Origin of the sequence: Mycobacterium sp., from assembly GCF_049683935.1 — a bacterium.
In the GTDB taxonomy this organism is placed as follows: Bacteria; Actinomycetota; Actinomycetes; order Mycobacteriales; family Mycobacteriaceae; genus Mycobacterium.
In genome coordinates, this window is sequence record NZ_JBAUJR010000020.1 from 14359 (window position 1) to 32972 (window position 18614).

Below are 18614 nucleotides of genomic sequence, written 5' to 3' on the forward strand. Positions count from 1 at the left end.
GTGCGCACAAGGTCACCCGAACCCGGAGAGTCACATCTTCTGCGGACAATGTGGTGCACCGCTTGTCGCGCCGGCGGACTCCGGCCCGGGCGGCCGTTGGACGGTGGATCCCAGTTTCCGTCACCAGTACCGGTTCTGGAACGGCGTCACCTGGACTGCTCACGTGGCAGACAACGGGATGTTCGGTGTCGAAGCGGTCGACCGCAAGCCCAAGCGGAATGCCGACACCTGGCTCGGGGTGGCGGCCGGTTTGGTGCTCGTGGTCCTGGTGGTGGGAGCGATCAGCGCCACGGCGATGGTGTTGTCCCGCAACGGACAACCGTCGACGGCGGCGACGGCAGAGCAGGACTGGCCACCCGTGTTGAACGTGGAGGCGCCCGCCACGGCGTTTCCCGCCCGGGTTCCGCCCACCGAGACGGTGAGTAGGCCACTGGCAGCGGTGGGCGGCACATGCCCGCCGGGAAGCATCAACGGGGTGACCGCGGACGGATCCATCGCCTACTGCAATTTCCTCGCCGATGCGAATTCGTACCTGTGGTCGCTCTACCCGGGTGACATCGATTCGCCCTACCCGCCCGGCACCAATGCGCGCGACCGGGAGGATCCGGGCATTGCGGTCTGCATGGCGCAGACCGGCAAGTCACGCACAGCATGCGACGCCCAATTGCCGAAACCTCAGAGCCGCAACGCTCCCAACAACCCACGTCCCTGATGACGGAGAGGAATTCATGGTGACCTCCACACGTGTCATGACGGCGGTGGCGGCCGTGACGCTGTCGGGCGTCATGGTCCTGGCCACTGCTGCACCCGGTGCGAAGGCGATCGAACCGTTCTCACCAGGCAGTGCGTTCCGAACGGCGATTCCTGCAGGAGCGGCGCTGGACCCGAACAGCGCCCCGATGGCGGCCAGGATCTCGCGGGCGGGCGCCATGAATGCGGCGCTGGTCGAATTCGGCATCCCCATCTATCACGCCGACGCGAACACACCGCGCCACACCGTCACGTGCACCAAGGACTGGGGGACATGCCCGTTCGATGGCGCCTCGGTACCGATTCCCGCCGATGCCAAACCTCACAGTGGCTCCGACGGGGCGATGGTCGTGGTCGATTCGACCTCGCGCCGGGTCTACGAATTCTGGCAGGCCAACCGTGGCGGTGATGGATGGAGCGCCAGTTGGGGCGCGATCAATCCCCTCGACGGGACGGGGTGGGGCGGCGCGAGCACCGGATCCGGCGCATCACGACTCGGTGGGGTGATCCAGGTATCGGAGATCGCGCGGGGCGACATTCCTCATGCCCTGGCACTCCAGACCGATAGCGTGTGCGCGAACGTCTTTCGACCACCGGCGGTCAGGACCGACGGGCGGGACACGCGAGCCGACTGCATCCCGGAAGGTGCGCGTGTGCGCCTCGACCCGGAACTGGATCTCGGTGGACTCGACCTCGCCCCGGCCGTGTACGCGGTGGCCCGAGCGATGCAGGTGTACGGCGGGTACATCGTCGACGTCGGCGGCGCGCCCCTGAGCGTCAGTTTCGAGCTGGACACCAGTGCCGCCAACGGTTCGATCGGAAGCGCCTACCAGAAGGCCGGGTTCCGGTGGGACTACGACAACATGTCGGCCGTCCCGTGGGACCGGCTGCAGGTCCTCGCATGAGTACGACGACCCCGATTGATCACAGCGACAGAAGGTTTCCCACATGACCCGGATAGCAGTGTTCGGCACCGGCTACCTCGGAACAACCCATGCCGTCTGCATGGCCGAGTTGGGGCACGAGGTGCTCGGCGTGGACGTCGACGCCGACAAACTCGCGCGACTCTCCTCCGGCGAGGTGCCGTTCTACGAACCCGGTCTCGAAGAACTCCTGAGAAAGAACATCGACGAAGGTCGCTTGCGTTTCACCGCGTCCTACCCTGAAGCGGCCGAGTTCGCCGCGGTGCACTTCATCGCGGTGGCCACCCCGCAGAAGCCGGGCGAGTTCGCCGCCGATCTCCGGTATGTCGACGCGGTGGTGCAGAGTCTCGCGCCCCTGCTGACCGAACCCACGGTGATCCTCGGCAAGTCGACGGTGCCGGTGGGAACCGCCGCGCGACTCGGGGACCTTGCGCGACAGCTCGCGCCCGCCGCAGAGGCGGTGGAAGTGGCGTGGAACCCGGAGTTTCTCCGCGAGGGCCACGCTGTGCACGACACGTTGCATCCGGACCGGATCGTCGTCGGAGTCGACGCAGATTTCCCCGGACACGGAGAGCAGATCGCCCGCGAGGTCTACGGTCCACTGCTCGAGAACGGCACCCGATTCGTGGTGACGGACCTGGCGACCTCCGAACTGGTGAAGACCTCGGCGAATGCATTTCTGGCGACCAAGATCTCGTTCATCAACGCGATCGCCGAGATGTGCGAGGTCACCGGCGCGGACATCGTGGCGCTCGCCGATGCCATCGGCTACGACGAACGGATCGGCCGAAGATTCCTCGACGCCGGGATCGGGTTCGGCGGAGGATGCCTGCCCAAGGACATCCGTGCGTTCATGGCCCGCGCCAGTGAGCTCGGAGCAACCGAGGCGTTGACGTTGTTGCGCGAGGTGGACAGCATCAACATGCGACGCCGCAACAGCGCCCTGGAGTTGACCCGGGCGATGGTGGGCGGCAGCCTGCTCGGCCAGCGGATCGCGGTGCTCGGGGCGGCCTTCAAGCCGAACTCGGACGACGTGCGCGATTCGCCGGCGCTGAACATCGCCGGCCAGATCCAGCTGCAGGGAGCGTCGGTGACCGTCTACGACCCGAAGGCGATGGCCAAGTCGCGTGCGATCTTTCCCACACTCGACTACGCACCGGGTGTCCTGGAGGCGTGCGCGGGGGCGGACGCGACGCTCGTGCTCACCGACTGGTCGCAGTTCCGTGAGCTCGTGCCCGGCGATCTCGACGGTGTGGTTCGGCAGCGGCGGATCATCGACGGCCGCAACTGTCTGGATCCCAAAGCCTGGCGCGGCGCGGGTTGGCAGTATCGCGGGATAGGGAGGAAATGATGGGCAGCAGTTCACGCAGCCGATATCCGGCAGGAGGGCCGCCATGCTGAGCACCGACAGCGCGAAAACCACAGCTCGCCAGATGATGTGGCGCATGGACCGCAAAACCACCCCGTCGATCCGCCAGAACTTCGTCGCACTCGATCCGTCGACGGTGGACAGCTTTCGGAACTACCTTCTCGAGAGGTGGACGGAGGCGGCCGCCGAGCAAGGTGAGCGGCACGTGGCGGCCAACGCCGCCTACTGGGAGTCCGAGGTGGGCCGCGCAGACCTCAACGGCCACACCACAGGCCGCATCGTCCACGATCGCCACGAATACGTTCCCTGGCTCAACTCGCTGTGCGGCCTCGACGGTGCACGAGTGCTGGAAATCGGCTGTGGGAGTGGTTCTTCGCTGATGGCGCTCGCTGAGCAGCGCAGCGAACTCACCGGCATCGACGTCGTGCCGGAAGCGATCGACATGACACACGCACGATTTCGCCACTTCGGTCTCGGCGCACCGACTGTGCACCTGATGAACTCCACAGAGATCGACTGTCACTTCGAGGCCGCGAGCTTCGACCTGGTCATCTTCTTCGCGTCGCTGGAACACATGACGTACGACGAGCGTATGACGAGTCTGCGCGCGGCCTGGCACCTACTGGCGGACGGCGGCACTCTCTGCATCATCGAAGCGCCGAACAGGCTCTGGCTCTTCGACGACCACACCTCGGGAATGCCGTTCTTCCATTGGCTGCCCGATGAGATAGCCCTGGAGTACTTCAAGCGTTCGCCGATGTTCGACCACTCTCCGGTGTTCGACACACCCTCTCCGGAGGCGATGACCGAGCTGAGCCGCCGTGGACGTGGAGTGAGCTTCCACGACCTCGAGTTGGCGCTGGGGGCGATCGAAGACCTTCGCTTCGGGGTGGATCGACAGAGTTTCCAGCTGAGCCAGAACCCACTGCGGCGACTGCACTACGCACAGTCCGACAAGCGCCGGTATGTCAATCTCCTTCGCCGTCAACGGCCGGACCTCCCGATCGGTCTGTTCCTCCCGTACCTCGACATTGCGATCCACAAGTGAGCACCGGCGATGGCCGGCTCGGCCCTACCAGAGAATCCAGGCCGAGGGGGTGGCCGGCATGTCGACGGTGACTCACGGCGACCGGCTGGCGCAGCGGCATCCGGCGTCAACACGTGTGCTGATGGTTCTGGACTCGTTCAGCTTCGGCGGTGCCGAGAATCTGATTGCCGAGATCGCCAGGCACGTAACGGATTCACTGGACGTGTCCGTCGCCAGCCTGCTCCCGGCCGAGAGCGGCCGCAACGCGATGGCCGGCCGACTCGCCGAGGCGGGCCTGAAACCGACCTATCTGTCGGTGCGACGGCTGCTCGATCCCTTGGGCTTTGTCAGACTGGTGCAGGCGTTGCGGCGGGCCCCGATCGACGTCGTGCACGCGCACCTCGACTACTCGGCCATCCTCGTCCCGCTCGCCGCCCGTCTGGCCGGCAAGCCGGTCGTCGCCACGTTGCACGTCAGCCCACAACCGAACATCGGCTTCCGTGAGTGGCTCAAGGAGCGGCTGTCGGTGCGTGTTCCGGGTCGACTCGGTCGTCTGGTGTTCGTCTCGCAACACGTCTATGACGAATTCGCCCGTCGACACGGACCGGCCCGACCGACCTGGCGGGTCATCCGAAACGGCGTCGATCTGGATCGATACGCGGTGAGACCTGAACGCGGGTCCGGTGAACCGCCCGTCTGGGCCGCCATCGCCGCGCTGCGCCCCGACAAGAACCACCTCGACCTGGTGCGGGCCTGGTCCGGCGTCGTAGCGGCGTTCCCGGATGCCACGCTGCTGGTGATCGGGGATGGCCCGTGCCGCAGTCAGATCGAAGATGCCGTCGCCCTGGCCGGCCTGACCGGAACCGTTCAACTGCTGGGCCGCCGGGAAGACGTTCCCGAGATTCTGCAAACGGTGGACGGTGTGGTGTCGGCATCAGTGGACGAGGCGCTGCCGACCGCACTCATCGAAGCAGGTGCCTGCGGGCTCCCGGTCGTCGCCGCGGATGCCGGAGGCACCCGCGAGATCGTGGTGGACGGCGTCAACGGTCGGCTTGTGCCACTGCGCGACGTTCCGGCCCTGACGAATGCGCTTCTGAGCGTGATCCGGGAACCGGCGCTCGCCGCGGCGTACGGCGCAGCGGCTCGCGCAGCGGTCGAGGACAAGTTCTCGATGTCGGGTTGGCTCGACCGGCTGTCGGGTGTCTACGAGGAGGTTTCTCATGGATGACAGCAGACCTGACCCGATGACGGTCGCACACGTGATCCACTCACTCGGTGCCGGTGGGGCGGAAGCTGTGCTGGTCGAAATGGCCAGTACCGCAGCGTCGGTCGGGATCCGCCCGGTGGTCATCGCATTGTCCGAGGCGAACACCGGTTCACAGATGGATGGCAGCGTGGTCGCGCGGCTGCGGGATCGCGGAGTCACTGTCCACGAGTTGCAGGCTGCCCGCTACAACCCGGTAGCCGCCCTCACCCTGGCGAAACTGCTCCGCGAAGAGCAGGTCGATATCGTGCACACACACCTCAAGCATGCCGACGTGGTGGGTGGTGTGGCGGCTCGGATGGCGAAGCTGCCGTCGGTGTCGACGCTGCATGTCATCGACACTCCCGCGTCGTGGCCGGCGCGGCTACGGGTCAGAATGGCCGTGCTGGCGCGCCGCCATCTGTCCACCACGGTGATCGCCCTCTCGCGCGCACAGCACGACTGGTATCAACGGCGCGCTGGGGTACACGCTCCACTTGTCGTCCTGCCGAACGGTGTGGCCGAACCCGAGGTGACCAGAGGTCGCGATTCGGTCCGCGGCGAGATGGGGGTATCAGGAACCACGCTGCTGGCGGTCTGTGTCAGCCTGATGCGACCCGAGAAGGGACACGCGGATCTGCTCGAATCGATTCGGCAGCTCCCCGAGGATCTGAACGTGGTGGTCGCCATGGCCGGTGACGGCCCGTTGATCACCACGATCCGCGCAACAGTCGACGCGGATTCGACGTTGCGGGAGCGCACCCGGATACTCGGTTTTCGATCCGACATCGCCGATCTGCTCTCCGCCTCGGACTTCGTGGTTCATCCCTCCAGGGAGGATGCGTTACCGACCGCCCTCATCTCCGCGTTGGCGGCTGCCCGGCCGGTGGTGGCAACGGATGTGGGTGGAATCCCTGACATCGTAGGGCCGGAGTGCGGCGTGCTCGTCGAGGCCGGCGACGCCACCGCGCTGTGCGCAGCTGTCGCACAGATGGCCGGCACCGTACGCGACGGCGGCCCGAACCTGGACGCGATGCGGCGTTCCGCGCGCCGTCGGTACGAGGAGCGGTTCAGTGCCGACGCCTGGCTGCGGGGTCTTCGCGCGACGTACGAGCGAGTCATATCCGAGGCGTCCGAGCCGTCACGGTCGGGGGACGAGCGATCGACTGCGCCATGCCCGGTCGGTGTCGACGCTGCGGCCGACTGATGTCGACCGATCGCGCTCGCCGCATCGTGATGGTCGAGTTTCCGCCCTCGGGTGGGTTGTTCCAGTTCTCGCTCCAACTCGGCGAGGCGCTCGCACGGGCCGGCAATGACGTCGAGTTGATCACCGGCCCGGCCCCCGAGTTGGAATCCAGCGAGTCGGGATGCCGGGTACGCAGCCTCTTGCCGACCTGGCATCCCGCCGCCGGGTCGGAAGCTGCGGAATGGTGGCGCAGAGCCCGGCGTGGAGTTCGGGGGTGTCAGTTGCTGGCCGCATGGCTGGTTCTGGTCGGCTATCTGGTGTGGACCCGGCCGGACGTCGTCGTCTGGTCCGAGTGGAAGTTCCCGATAGACGGGTTCGCGGTCCATGTCCTCCGAAAGATGCTGCCGCACGCAGTGCTCACCATGGTCGTTCACGAACCACGCCCCCTGGTGGAACAACCGGGCAGGGACACGATGTACAAAACCTCCGGATTGACCAACCGCACGTTCGCGATGGCCTATGCCGACCTCGACGTGGCGTTCGTCCTCGGGGAGTCCGCCAGGCGAGATCTCCTGGACACCTGGCCGATCAGCACTCCCGTCCACGTGATTCCGCACGGGGACGAGCGCATCTATGCGCGGACGACGATCCAGGCTGTACGCGAGACCGGCCCGGTGGCGCTGTCCTTCGGCACGATCACCAGATACAAGGGAATCGACACGCTCTGTGAGGCCTGGCCTCTGGTGCTGGCCGACCTGCCCCAGGCGGAACTCGTCATCGCCGGAGGTGTCAGCGCGGACGTCGACCGCCGGGAACTGCGGGCTCAGGTCGAAGGTCTGTCCGGGGTGAGCCTGTATGTGGGTTATGTTCCCGTGCAGGATGTGTCAGCCTACTTCGGCCGGGCACGGTGTGTGGTCCTGCCCTACAAGCGCAGCAGTCAATCGGGGGTGGCGCACCTGGCGCACACGCTGTCTCGGCCGGTGGTCGCGACCAGGGTGGGCGACATCCCCGGTGTCGTCGAGCACGAGGTGTCCGGGCTTCTGGTCGCGCCGGGGGAATCCGAAGCACTCGCCGGGGCGATGTTGCGGTTGCTCACCGATGCCGCCGAAGCGCAACGGATGGGTGAGGCCGGACAGCGCTCTCTCGAGGAGTACGCGTCCTGGGACCACGTCGCCGAAGCTCTGATCCGGCAACTGCCGGCCCGCGCCGAGGGTCGTTGAGTGTCTCGGCGACTAGGCAGATGTGGCGGGCTCGGTGAGCTCGTCCGGCGCCCGTCGCGTCGGCACAGCGCCGGACACCAACAGTCGAAAAGCCGCAAACGACATGTCATCCCCCACGCCGATGCGCGGCAGAGCCAACGGATCCGAATCCCTGTGCGCAATACCCCGGGTGGTCGCCAGCGCCCATCGGACGCCTTGGCGGCGCAACGCGACCTTGGCGCGTTCGTCAAAGTCCCGCGCCCGTCCATTGGGATAGGCAAAGACGGCCGGATCGCAGCCGGTCCGGCGCGCCACCTCCGCACACGACTCCGCCACCTCGTGGTCGACCTTGTCGGCGGAGCACCGAGACAGGATGGGATGGGTGACCGTGTGCGGGTACAGGGTCACCAACCCTCCCTCGGTCAGAGCGAGGGCTTCCTCCCAGTTCAGCAGTCGGAAAGGGCCGGCGCCACCATCAGCCTCGGGGCTCAGCACCGCGAGGAGCCGCTCCAGAAGGGTGATGCGCTCCTCGTCCGGCAGATCCTTGAACCGTTCCACCGCAAGCGCGTACACCGTGCCGCGATCAGCGGTGCTTCCCAGCGGTCGAATGCCCAGACCAAGTGCAGTCAGATCGATTTCGGTGACCCCGGTCCGCGCGATGGCGAGCCAGAGGCGGTCCGGCCAGAGCGCCTCATCGGTGCCCATCGGACCCGTCGCGAGGAAGACCGCCGCAGGTACTCCCAGGTCGGTCAGCACCGGAAGCGCATGAGTCAACAGGTTCTGCGTCCCGTCGTCGAAAGTCACCACGGCGGCACGATCGGGAAGCGTTCCGGCGTAGAGCCGTTCGAGAGCATCCGCGAGGTGAAGCACGTGATAGTGCCGTTTGAGATGACCGAGTTGGCGACGCAGTGAGGCAGTGTCGAGCACGTGCCAGCACGGCGGCGAAAGTGGCTCCGGTTGCACGCCGTGGTACATCACGATGGTCAGGCGTCCGCGACCGATCCGTCTCGCCAGGCCCGGTACACCGGCGGCGCAGAGCAATTGGGTCCCAATTTCAACTGAGTGGCGGTAACGCATGGTTCACGATAGCCGGGCGCGAAGGCCGACGGCGACCGATCCGGCAGATTTGCCAAAATCGCGTCCGTGGGTTCAGTACCGGAGAGCATGATGGACTGTGCGATGGCGGCGACAAGCGTCAAAAGCGCACTACTCCAGTGTTGATGGTGCGGTTTTGCCAACCCGGATCGCGTGACAGAGCCGGAGTCTGGGTCCTATACTCAGCGGAGCGATATTTCGCTGATCTTGCGCGTACGGGGGATTTTCTGATGCAGATCGATGCTGAGTGGCCGTTCCGGGGGACTGTCCGATGTCACCGTCTATGACTCCCACATTCGTGACGACCCTCGACTACTGCGACGACCCGCGGTGGGTCGCGAACTCCCGCCTGCTCGCCGAACTGCCCACCAAGCACACAGCGGTGGACGAACTCCGCCAGCTTCTCCGGGTGCTCTGGGGAGTGCGTAGTGAATCGCTCGTCCACCTCTGTTCGTCAACCGGTCGGTATCAGCCCGATCTGCTCGCCGCAGTGGTGCTCGGATTTCTCAGGCCGTTAGCGCGTGATCGCGTCGTTGTGATCTCGGGCTGTATGTGGCAACCGGATTCGGGCCTGCGTGGTCGAATTCAGCGACTGCTGGTGCGGGTGGCCGACCGCGCGGTGGTGAGATATGCAGTCCAGTCCACTGAGGAGATCGCGGTTTTCCCGCAGACCTGGGGTGTGTCAGCCGACAAGGTCAGGTTCACGCCGTTGTATGCGACGCTGACCGCCGCTGAGTTGGCTGCGCCGAGGCCACCGGTCGGTGACTACGTCTTTGCCGGCGGGAATTCACATCGCGACTACGCCGCCTTGCTGCAGGCCGCCGAGCTGCTGCCGGAACGTGAGTTCGTCATCGCGACAAACCTTCTCGAGGGCCGCGAACTCCCACCGAACGTCACCGCTGCTGCGGTGTCGCACAACGAATTCGTGCGATTGCTGCGGGGCGCGCGCGTGGTCGTCGTCCCGATAGTCTCCGGCCTGAGCCGCTCGACCGGGCAACAGACCTACCTCAATGCGATGCTGCTGGGGAAGCCCACCGTCGTCACCGACACGCTGGGGGTGCGAGATCACGTTCGTGACGGCGAGACCGGGCTCGTGGTGTCCGGAACGGCACAGGGGTATGCGGCCGCCATCTCGTGGGCGTTCGATCCGGAGAACGCGGCCGCCCTGACGACCATGAGCGCGATGGCAGTGGCCGATGTCAACGCGCGCTTTTCTTTTCCGCATCACGTGGAAGCTCTCCTTGCAGTCATCAACGACGCTGCTGCGAAACGGGAGTGAGGTGCCCCGATGTCACAGCGACCATGCCGGCGAACCCTCTATGCGAAAGGTGGGTGCCCATGAGTGCACTCGTTGAACCCGTGACATCGGTCAGCGCTGCGGAGACCGACACGCGGTACACGGTGACGGTCGTCCGTGGCGAAAGGGAGCTCCGGCAACACCTCGACGCGTGGAATGACCTGGTGCACCACCTCACCGAACCGAACGCATTCTACGAGCCGTGGGCGCTGCTTCCGGCGATCCGCCGGTTCGCCGGCGGGCTCGACGTCAGTGTCGCCCTGGTTTACCTGTCCGCACCCGGTGATCATCCACAGCCGCTGCTGTGCGGACTGCTCCCCCTCCGGCGCCGCCGGTTGTCGCCTCTTCTGCCGATCGCTGTGGTGGAACCCTGGCAGCACCTCTATTGCTTCCTGTGCACTCCGCTGCTGCGTGACGGGCACGCCATCCCGGCGCTGGAGGCACTCTTCGACTGGCTGAGTGGCGATTCGCTCGGTGCCCCGCTGATCAGGCTGAAGAACGTATCCGGCGACAGCGGCTTCGCCAAGGCGTTGGCCGCGGTCTGCCATCGTCGGAAGAGGCCGACACACACTGTCGAAAGCTACTGTCGCGCAGTCATCGAGCCTCGCATAGACCCCGACCTCTACGTGTCGGAAGCTCTGCACTCGCGACGGTACAAGAGCTACCGCAAGAAGCTGCGCGGCCTCGCCAAGCACGGCATCGTCGAGCATCGCGTGTTCGGGCCGGGGGATTGCCCGACAACCTGGGCGGAGATGTTCCTGAAACTGGAACAGAAGGGGTGGAAAGGGCGCCAGGGCACCGCGATGGCGTGCGCGCCGGCGGACGCGGCGTTCTTCGTCGAACTCGTCGAGGGAGCGGCGTCGGCCGGTTCCCTGATCATGCTGGGGCTGTTCCTGAACGGGGAAGCGCTGGCATTGGAATGCAGCCTGAGCTCCGGCGCGGGGGCGTTCGGTTTCAAGATCGCATTCGACGAAGACCATGCACCCAGCTCACCCGGGTGGCTGCTGCAGCTGGACACCATCAAGCTCCTGCACTCCGGGATCGGCGTCGAGTGGATGGATTCCTGTGCCCTGCCGGGTAATTCGATTGATCAACTGTGGACCGAACGCCGCCTCATCATGACCCAGTGGGTAGCGACGGGGCGCGCACCCGGTGACCTGCTGCTGTCGATGCTGCCCTTCGGGAGCTGGCTCATTCGACGGGTTCGCAGGGCGGCTGAGCCCAAGCTCCCGATGGCATGACATGACCACTGACTCCGATGCTGCGGCGGCGGGTGAGGGCACCGCCACGGTGGCAGCCGGCTCGTTCGCCGGCATCGTGCGGCGCGGCGCGATGATCTCGGGCCTGACGATGGCTCTGACACAGCTTATTTCGTTGATGTCCCTGATCTGGATCGCGCGTCTGCTCACCCCGGCGGAGGTTGGCGTCTACGCTGCCGGAACGGTGCTGAGCGCCTTTTTGACGTCTGCTTCGGAGGGCGGGCTGCGGCTGGCCCTCGTGCAACGCGAGAACGATGTCGAGGACGCGGCGGACACCGTCTTCTGGGCCACGGCCGCTGCAGGACTTCTCGGGAGCCTCGCGGCCCTCGCCGCGGCGCCCGTGCTCGGCTTCCTGTTCGACAACGACATGGTGGCCGCGGTGGCGGTGGCGACATCGGGTCTGCTCCTGCTGGAGTCTTTGACCAACGTGCCGGACGGACTCATGCAGCGCCGCTTCAACTTTCTGCGCAAGCTGGTCGTGGATCCGTCACGGACACTCGCCTACGCGGGCGTGACCATTGCTCTTGCCGCGTCGGGGTTCGGCGTCTGGTCAATGGTTCTCGGCCAGTACGCTGCCGTCATCGTCTGGGTGATCGGCTCCTGGTCTCTGGGCCGGTGGCGTCCCGGGCGCGGGCGACCTTCGGTGCGTTTATGGCGCGAGCTCGCCCGGTTCGCGTACCCGCTGGCGATCGCGAACCTGGTGGTGTACGTCCGCGAGACGGTCCAGGCGGTCATCACCGGACGCAGCCTCGGAGCTGCTGCGCTCGGCAACTACCGCTACGGCCTGCGGATCGGGAATCTCGCCGGTAACGCGGTCTTCGAGATCGGTTCCTACGTCCTGTTTCCCGCATTCTCCAGATTCGCCGGTGACACGGATCGACTGCATGCGGCGTTCCTGCGTGCGATGAGGTGGATCTGGTTCGCGGCGGTGCCTGTTGCAGCGCTGGTGGTATCCCTCGGAGAACAGGCGGTCGTGGTGGTGCTGGGAGCACCGTGGCGTGACGCCGGCGTGTTCCTGGTGGCATTGGCAGGCGCGGGCCTGGGCTTCGCTCTGCAGGGCGTCGCGAACGAGGCGATAAAGGCCGTCGGTCGATCCGCCCTGCTTCACTGGACATCCGCGATCGAGTTGTTGTTCGGCATCGGTCTGGTGGTGCTGTTCCTCCCGCTCGGCCTGGTCGGAGTGGGATTGGCCATCTCGGTCACCGAGGTACTCAGCGGCATCGTCCTGCTGGCGTTGGCGAAACCGATTGTGGGTTACAGCGTTCGCTCGATCGTGCGCCTCCTGTATCCCCCGGCGATCGCAGGGTGTGTTGGTGCGGCTTCAGTCGTTGTGTTGATGGCGCTGTTCGGCGCGCCGACGGGGCTACCGACGCCCATGGCGGTCGGCGCCCTCGCCGGACTGTGCCTGGTTCTGGTTCTGGCCTACCTGGCCGTCATCGCTGCACTGGACCGCCGGTTGCTCTCGATGCTCTTCGGACGACTGGCCAGGCGGTCGTGAGCGCCGGGGGCGAAAAACCACTGCCGCACTGCGGATGTCAGGGAGGAAGCCACATGACCGGAGCCGATGAGGTGTCGTTCTCGGTGGAGCCGATCGGTGCGCTCGACGAGCTGGAGCCGCAGTGGCGGCTCCTCGAGACGTCGGCCGCGCCGTCCTTCTTCCTGTCGTGGACATGGGTCGGCACGATGCTGGAGATGCTCCCGCCGGGCGCCCGGCCCCTGTTGTTGCGCGGTACGTCGCAGGGGCGGACGGTGGCGCTCGGTGTCCTCGGGCTTCGAGAAGTCCGTCGGCACGGCGTCGTCCGCGCGCGGCAATGGGTGCTCAACGCGACCGGTGATCCCGTGACCGACGTCGTCTACATCGAGCACAACGGGCTGCTCGCCGATCCGGCGGTCGGTTGGAGCGGCGTCCTGAGAACCTTCGCGGCAGCCGGCGACGTCGACGAACTCAGGCTCCCCGGGGTCGCCGCACCGCCGACAGCGTCGACGGTGGAAGGAGTCGGGCTGCTCCACAACGAGGAAACGGTGGCGTCCTTCGCCGTTGATCTCAACGATCTGGCGGACAGTGACGGCGACATCACCGCCATACTCAGCAGCAATGCCCGCTCGCAGTTGCGGCGGGCGCTGCGCAAGCTGGAGCCACTCACCATCGAAGCCGCCACCACCGAGCGCGAGGCGCATGAAAGTTTCACGATGATGAGGGACCTGCACATCCCCTGGTTCGAGCAGCGGGGGAATCGGCACGCCTTCGTCCATCCGTTCTTCGAACGGTTCCACCGTCGACTGATCGAGAAGGGATTCGCTGATCAAGGGGTGGAACTGCTTCGCATCCGCAGTGCAGAGCGCACCGTCGGGGTGCTGTACAACTTCCGCCGGGGGGCGCGCGTTTACGCCTACCAGAGTGGCTTCGCCGAACCCGAGGGGCGGGAACGGCCGGGAGTTGTCGCCCACGCGCTGGCGATCAGACGGGCGTGGGAGCAGGGCGCCGAGATCTACGACTTCATGGCCGGTGAAAACCGATTGAAGAGCAGTTTCTCCAACCGTCACGAAACGTTGTCCTGGAGCGTGATCCAGAAGCCGCGCCTGCGATTCCGGGCGGAGCACCTTGGGCGACGCGTCAGAGGCACGTACGCAGCGCTCGGTGATGCGGCCGCCGGAGGCGAGTGAACCGAGCAGACCGCTCACTGGAACCGCCGTGGAGTGACCCCCCCGAGACGACTAGTGTTGACCCACCGGGGTGGCTGGCGACCGAGCTCCTGGCCGGTCAGGTAGAACACGTTATAGAATCGTCCGGCTGTCCGGCAATTGCGCCGGTCGAGGAAACGAGGGGACGTCACTGAAATGCTCAGTTCCGAGGTCCGTGCCCGACTCGCCGCCGACCTGGCCCAGGCTGAGCGCAGCCGTGTTCCGATCTCGCCGCTGACGGACGCGAACCCCGACATCGATGTGGTCGACGCCTACGAGATCCAGCTGATCAACATCCGTCAGAAGGTGGCCGAGGGCGCCCGGGTGATCGGACACAAGGTCGGCCTCTCGTCGGAGGCCATGCAGAAGATGATGAACGTCGACGAGCCCGACTACGGCCACCTGCTCGACGACATGCAGGTCTTCGAAGACACCCCGGTCCGGTCGGACCGTTTCCTGTATCCGCGGGTCGAGGTCGAGGTCGGGTTCGTGCTCGCCGACGATCTGCCCGGCGCCGGCTGCACCGAGGACGACGTGCTCGCCGCGACCGCAGCGTTCGCGCCCTCGATCGAACTGATCGACACCCGGATCACCAACTGGCAGATCAAGCTGTGCGACACGATCGCCGACAACGCCTCGTCCGCAGGCTGGGTGCTCGGAGAGGCTCGCGTGTCGCCCAAGGACATAGATATACGAGCTATCGACGCGGTGCTGACCAACAACGGCGAGGTGGTCGCCGAGGGCCGCAGTGACGCGGTGCTGGGGAATCCGGTGACGGCGGTCGCGTGGCTGGCGCGCAAGGTCGAGGCTTTCGGGGTCAGATTGAAGGCTGGCGACATCGTGTTGCCCGGGTCCTGCACGCGTGCGATAGATGCACCACCAGGGAGCCGTTTCGTCGCCGACTTCGCCGGATTAGGTTCAGTACGACTCGATTTCGAGTGACGTTCGAGAACAGTAGGGAGTGTCATGCCTGACAAGGCGACGGTGGCGATTGTGGGATCGGGCAACATCAGTACCGATCTGCTGTACAAGTTGCTGCGTTCGGATTGGCTGGAACCGCGGTGGATGATCGGGATCGACCCGGACAGCGAGGGGTTGGCGCGGGCGCGCAAGCTCGGGTTGGAGACGTCGCACGAGGGTGTGGACTGGCTGCTGAACCTCGACGAGAAGCCGGACATGGTGTTCGAGGCCACGAGCGCCTACGTCCACCGCGACGCTGCGCCACGGTACGCCGAGGCGGGGATCCGCGCGATCGATCTGACTCCCGCTGCGGTGGGTCCGGGGGTGATCCCGCCGGCGAACCTGCGTGAGCACCTGGATGCGCCGAACGTGAACATGGTGACCTGTGGTGGGCAGGCCACCATCCCGATGGTCTATGCGGTGAGCCGGGTGGTGGACGTGCCGTATGCCGAGATCGTCGCATCGGTGTCCTCGGCGTCGGCGGGGCCGGGTACCCGGGCCAACATCGACGAGTTCACCAAGACCACCAGCGCGGGGGTGCAGCACATCGGCGGTGCGGCCCGGGGTAAGGCGATCATCATCCTGAACCCGGCGGATCCGCCGATGATCATGCGCGACACCATCTTCTGCGCGATTCCCGAGAATGCCGACCAGGACGCGATCACCGCATCGATCAAGGATGTGGTGGCGCAGGTGCAGACCTATGTGCCGGGTTACCGGTTGCTCAACGAGCCGCAGTTCGATCCGCCGTCGGTCAATTCCGGTGGGCACGCGGTGGTCACCACGTTCGTCGAGGTGGAGGGTGCCGGCGACTATCTGCCGCCGTACGCGGGGAATCTCGACATCATGACCGCGGCGGCGGCCAAGGTGGGCGAAGAGATCGCGAAAGAATCCCTATCTGCGACGGCTGCTGGAGGTCAGGCATGAGCACCGACGAGATCTATTTCGACCCGATGTGGGACATCCGGATGACGGATACGTCGCTGCGTGACGGCAGCCACCACAAACGCCACCAGTTCACCGCCGAGGAGGTCGGGGCGATCGTCGCCGCGCTCGACACCGCCGGTGTGCCGGTCATCGAGGTCACCCACGGTGACGGTCTGGGCGGGTCGAGCTTCAACTACGGGTTCTCCAAGACCCCGGAGCAGGAGCTGATCAAGCTGGCGGCCGAGACCGCCAAGGAAGCAAAGATCGCCTTCCTGATGCTGCCCGGTGTGGGTACCAAGGAAGACATCAAGGAGGCGCAGAACAACGGTGGTTCGATCTGTCGGATCGCCACGCACTGCACCGAGGCCGACGTGTCGATCCAGCATTTCGGGTTGGCCCGTGAGCTCGGTCTGGAGACCGTCGGGTTTCTGATGATGAGCCACACGATCCCGCCGGAGAAGCTCGCCGCCCAGGCGCGCATCATGGCCGATGCCGGCTGCCAGTGCGTCTACGTGGTCGATTCGGCGGGGGCCCTGGTTCTCGAGGGTGTCGCGGATCGGGTGTCGGCACTGGTCGCAGAACTCGGAGATGACGCTCAAGTGGGCTTCCACGGCCACGAGAACCTCGGGCTGGGGGTGGCGAACTCGATCGAGGCCGTCCGCGCCGGCGCCAAGCAGATCGACGGCTCGTGTCGGCGGTTCGGGGCCGGTGCGGGAAATGCGCCGGTGGAGGCGCTCATCGGGGTGTTCGACAAGATCGGCGTCAAGACCGGTATCGACTTCTTCGAGATCGCCGATGCCGCCGAAGAGGTCGTCGCGCCGGCGATGCCCGCCGAGTGTCTGCTGGACCGCAATGCGTTGATCATGGGTTATTCGGGGGTCTACTCGAGCTTCCTCAAGCACGCCATCCGCCAGTCCGAACGGTACGGCGTGCCCGCACACAAGCTGTTGCACCGCGCAGGGCAGCGCAAGCTGATCGGCGGCCAGGAGGATCAGCTGATCGACATCGCCCTGGAGATCAAGCGCGAGATGGACGCATCCGTCTAGATCCGCCCGACGTCACACCCACCGGGCACGATGGGGTCATGGCGACACGAGCGCAGGCCCAGGCGATCCTCGAACAGCTGGCCGGCCCCGACGCCCGCCTGCGCGATGACCAGTGGACGGCCATCGAGGCGTTGGTGGTGGGTCGCCGCCGCGCACTGGTGGTCCAACGCACCGGGTGGGGCAAGTCGGCGGTGTACTTCATCGCCGCCAAACTGCTGCGCGGCGAGGGCCGCGGTCCGACGGTCATCGTGTCGCCGCTGCTGGCGCTGATGCGAAATCAGGTCGAGGCCGCCGACCGGGCCGGGGTCCGCGCGGCGACCATCAACTCGAGCAATATCGCGGACTGGTCGGAGATCCACGACCGGGTTCGTGACGGCGAACTCGACGTGCTGCTCGTCAGCCCCGAGCGCCTCAACAATCCCGATTTCCGCGACGACGTGCTGCCCGCGCTGGCCCGCGATGCGGGCCTGGTCGTGATCGACGAAGCGCACTGCGTCTCCGACTGGGGGCATGACTTCCGGCCCGACTACCGCCGCATCCGCACGCTGATCGCGGAACTGGGCAATGACATCCCGGTGCTTGCGACGACAGCGACCGCCAACGACCGCGTCGTCGACGATGTGCGCAGCCAGCTTGGGGTCAGCGGCGCGGAGGCGGGCGGCGACGCCCTGGTCCTCAGAGGCGGCCTGGACAGGGAGTCGCTGCGCCTTTCGGTGGTCAAGGCGGGAAATCCGGCTCAACGCGCGGCATGGCTTGCTGCGCAGATGAACTCGCTTCCCGGTTCGGGCATCGTCTACACGCTCACCGTGGCGCAGGCCAACGACGTCGCGGCGATGCTGCGCGATCGCGGGCACGTGGTGGCCGCCTACACCGGAGCAACCGAGACCGCCGAACGCGAGCAACTCGAGCATGACCTGCGGGACAACCGCGTGAAGGCGCTCATCGCCACCTCGGCGCTCGGGATGGGTTTCGACAAGCCCGATCTCGGGTTCGTGGTCCACCTGGGCGCTCCCGCCTCGCCCATCGCCTACTACCAGCAGGTCGGCCGTGCGGGCCGCGCCACCGAGAGCGCCGAGGTGATACTGCTGCCGGGCGCCGAGGACCGCGACGTGTGGCGATACTTCGCTTCTGTGGCCTTCCCCTCAGAAGTCATGGTGCGCAATGTCATTCGGGCACTCGATCCCGAGCGCCCGCAATCCACCCCGGCGCTCGAGCCGTTGGTCGACCTCAACAGGACGCGCCTGGAGATGGTGCTCAAGGTGCTCGACGTCGACGGGGCGGTACGCAGGGTCAAGGGCGGCTGGATCGGTACCGGTCGCGAATGGGACTACGACGAGGAGCGCTACCGCAGGCTGGACGAGGCCCGCAAGCGGGAGCAGCAGGCAATGCTGGACTACCTGGACACCGACCAGTGCCGGATGTCGTTCCTGCGCGGCCAGCTCAACGACCCTGAACTGGTCGACGGCGCGCGGTGCGGGCGGTGCGACAACTGCACGGGTTCGAGTTACGACCCGGGTGTCGACGAGTCGGAAGCCGAGGCGGCCCGGACGCGGCTGATGCGGCCCGGGGTCGAGATCACCGCACGCCGGCAGTGGCCCTCCGGTCTGGCGAAACTCGGCGTCCAGCTCAGCGGGAAGATCACCGACGGCCC

At 66.2% G+C, this 18614-nt stretch carries 16 protein-coding genes; 15 read left to right on the forward strand and 1 reads right to left on the reverse strand.

From position 1 onward, the window contains the following. Positions 1-163: 163 nt before the first annotated feature. From WA965_RS01220 to WA965_RS01250, 7 genes are read left to right on the forward strand one after another with little or no spacing between them, the layout of a single operon-like run. Positions 164-712: a hypothetical protein gene (locus WA965_RS01220; protein WP_526446939.1), complete on the forward strand. Its 549-nt coding sequence runs from the start codon at positions 164-166 to the stop codon at positions 710-712. Positions 713-731: 19 nt separating this feature from the next. Beyond that, positions 732-1655 carry a hypothetical protein gene (locus tag WA965_RS01225; RefSeq protein WP_526294851.1) on the forward strand — a complete coding sequence of 308 codons (924 nt, stop codon included), beginning with the start codon at positions 732-734 and terminating at the stop codon, positions 1653-1655. A gap of 43 nt (positions 1656-1698) precedes the next feature. Then, on the forward strand, positions 1699-3024 hold the full coding sequence (locus tag WA965_RS01230; RefSeq protein WP_526294849.1) for a UDP-glucose dehydrogenase family protein: 1326 nt from the start codon (positions 1699-1701) through the stop codon (positions 3022-3024). Positions 3025-3067: 43 nt separating this feature from the next. After that, positions 3068-4090, forward strand: coding sequence for a class I SAM-dependent methyltransferase (locus WA965_RS01235; RefSeq protein WP_526294847.1), 1023 nt, complete (start codon positions 3068-3070; stop codon positions 4088-4090). A 58-nt stretch (positions 4091-4148) separates the two neighbouring features. Then, the gene (locus WA965_RS01240) at positions 4149-5297 is read left to right on the forward strand and encodes a glycosyltransferase (RefSeq protein WP_526294845.1); all 1149 of its coding nucleotides are present in this window, start codon (positions 4149-4151) and stop codon (positions 5295-5297) included. Further along, positions 5290-6519, forward strand: a complete 1230-nt coding sequence (locus tag WA965_RS01245; protein ID WP_526294843.1) for a glycosyltransferase — start codon at positions 5290-5292, stop codon at positions 6517-6519. The genes WA965_RS01240 and WA965_RS01245 overlap by 8 nt, the downstream gene beginning before the upstream one ends. Beyond that, on the forward strand, positions 6519-7718 hold the full coding sequence (locus WA965_RS01250) for a glycosyltransferase family 4 protein (protein WP_526294841.1): 1200 nt from the start codon (positions 6519-6521) through the stop codon (positions 7716-7718). Before WA965_RS01245 ends, WA965_RS01250 begins: the two co-directional genes overlap by 1 nt. Before the next feature lie 12 nt (positions 7719-7730). Here the strand turns inward: WA965_RS01250 and WA965_RS01255 are convergent, their stop codons facing one another. Then, entirely contained in the window at positions 7731-8774 is a 1044-nt protein-coding gene (locus WA965_RS01255; RefSeq protein ID WP_526294839.1) for a polysaccharide deacetylase family protein, read from the reverse strand. 301 nt (positions 8775-9075) lie between these two features. Here WA965_RS01255 and WA965_RS01260 point away from each other — a divergent pair, with 301 nt between their 5' ends. The 8 genes from WA965_RS01260 to WA965_RS01295 all read left to right on the forward strand — a co-directional run. Then, positions 9076-10071, forward strand: coding sequence for a glycosyltransferase (locus tag WA965_RS01260; protein WP_526294837.1), 996 nt, complete (start codon positions 9076-9078; stop codon positions 10069-10071). 59 nt (positions 10072-10130) lie between these two features. Further along, the gene (locus WA965_RS01265; RefSeq protein ID WP_526294835.1) at positions 10131-11330 is read left to right on the forward strand and encodes a GNAT family N-acetyltransferase; all 1200 of its coding nucleotides are present in this window, start codon (positions 10131-10133) and stop codon (positions 11328-11330) included. A 1-nt stretch (position 11331) separates the two neighbouring features. Beyond that, entirely contained in the window at positions 11332-12846 is a 1515-nt protein-coding gene (locus WA965_RS01270; protein ID WP_526294833.1) for an oligosaccharide flippase family protein, read from the forward strand. 53 nt (positions 12847-12899) lie between these two features. Next, entirely contained in the window at positions 12900-14012 is a 1113-nt protein-coding gene (locus tag WA965_RS01275) for a GNAT family N-acetyltransferase (protein WP_526294831.1), read from the forward strand. A 174-nt stretch (positions 14013-14186) separates the two neighbouring features. Continuing rightward, the gene (locus WA965_RS01280; RefSeq protein ID WP_526294829.1) at positions 14187-14972 is read left to right on the forward strand and encodes a 2-keto-4-pentenoate hydratase; all 786 of its coding nucleotides are present in this window, start codon (positions 14187-14189) and stop codon (positions 14970-14972) included. Positions 14973-14996: 24 nt separating this feature from the next. Then, positions 14997-15917 (forward strand): acetaldehyde dehydrogenase (acetylating), encoded by a 921-nt coding sequence (locus tag WA965_RS01285; protein ID WP_526294827.1) that lies wholly within the window; start codon positions 14997-14999, stop codon positions 15915-15917. Continuing rightward, positions 15914-16963, forward strand: coding sequence for a 4-hydroxy-2-oxovalerate aldolase (dmpG, locus tag WA965_RS01290; RefSeq protein WP_526294825.1), 1050 nt, complete (start codon positions 15914-15916; stop codon positions 16961-16963). The genes WA965_RS01285 and dmpG overlap by 4 nt, the downstream gene beginning before the upstream one ends. 38 nt (positions 16964-17001) lie before the next feature. Then, a partial coding sequence (locus WA965_RS01295) for a RecQ family ATP-dependent DNA helicase (RefSeq protein ID WP_526446941.1) occupies positions 17002-18614 on the forward strand: 1613 nt, incomplete at its 3' end.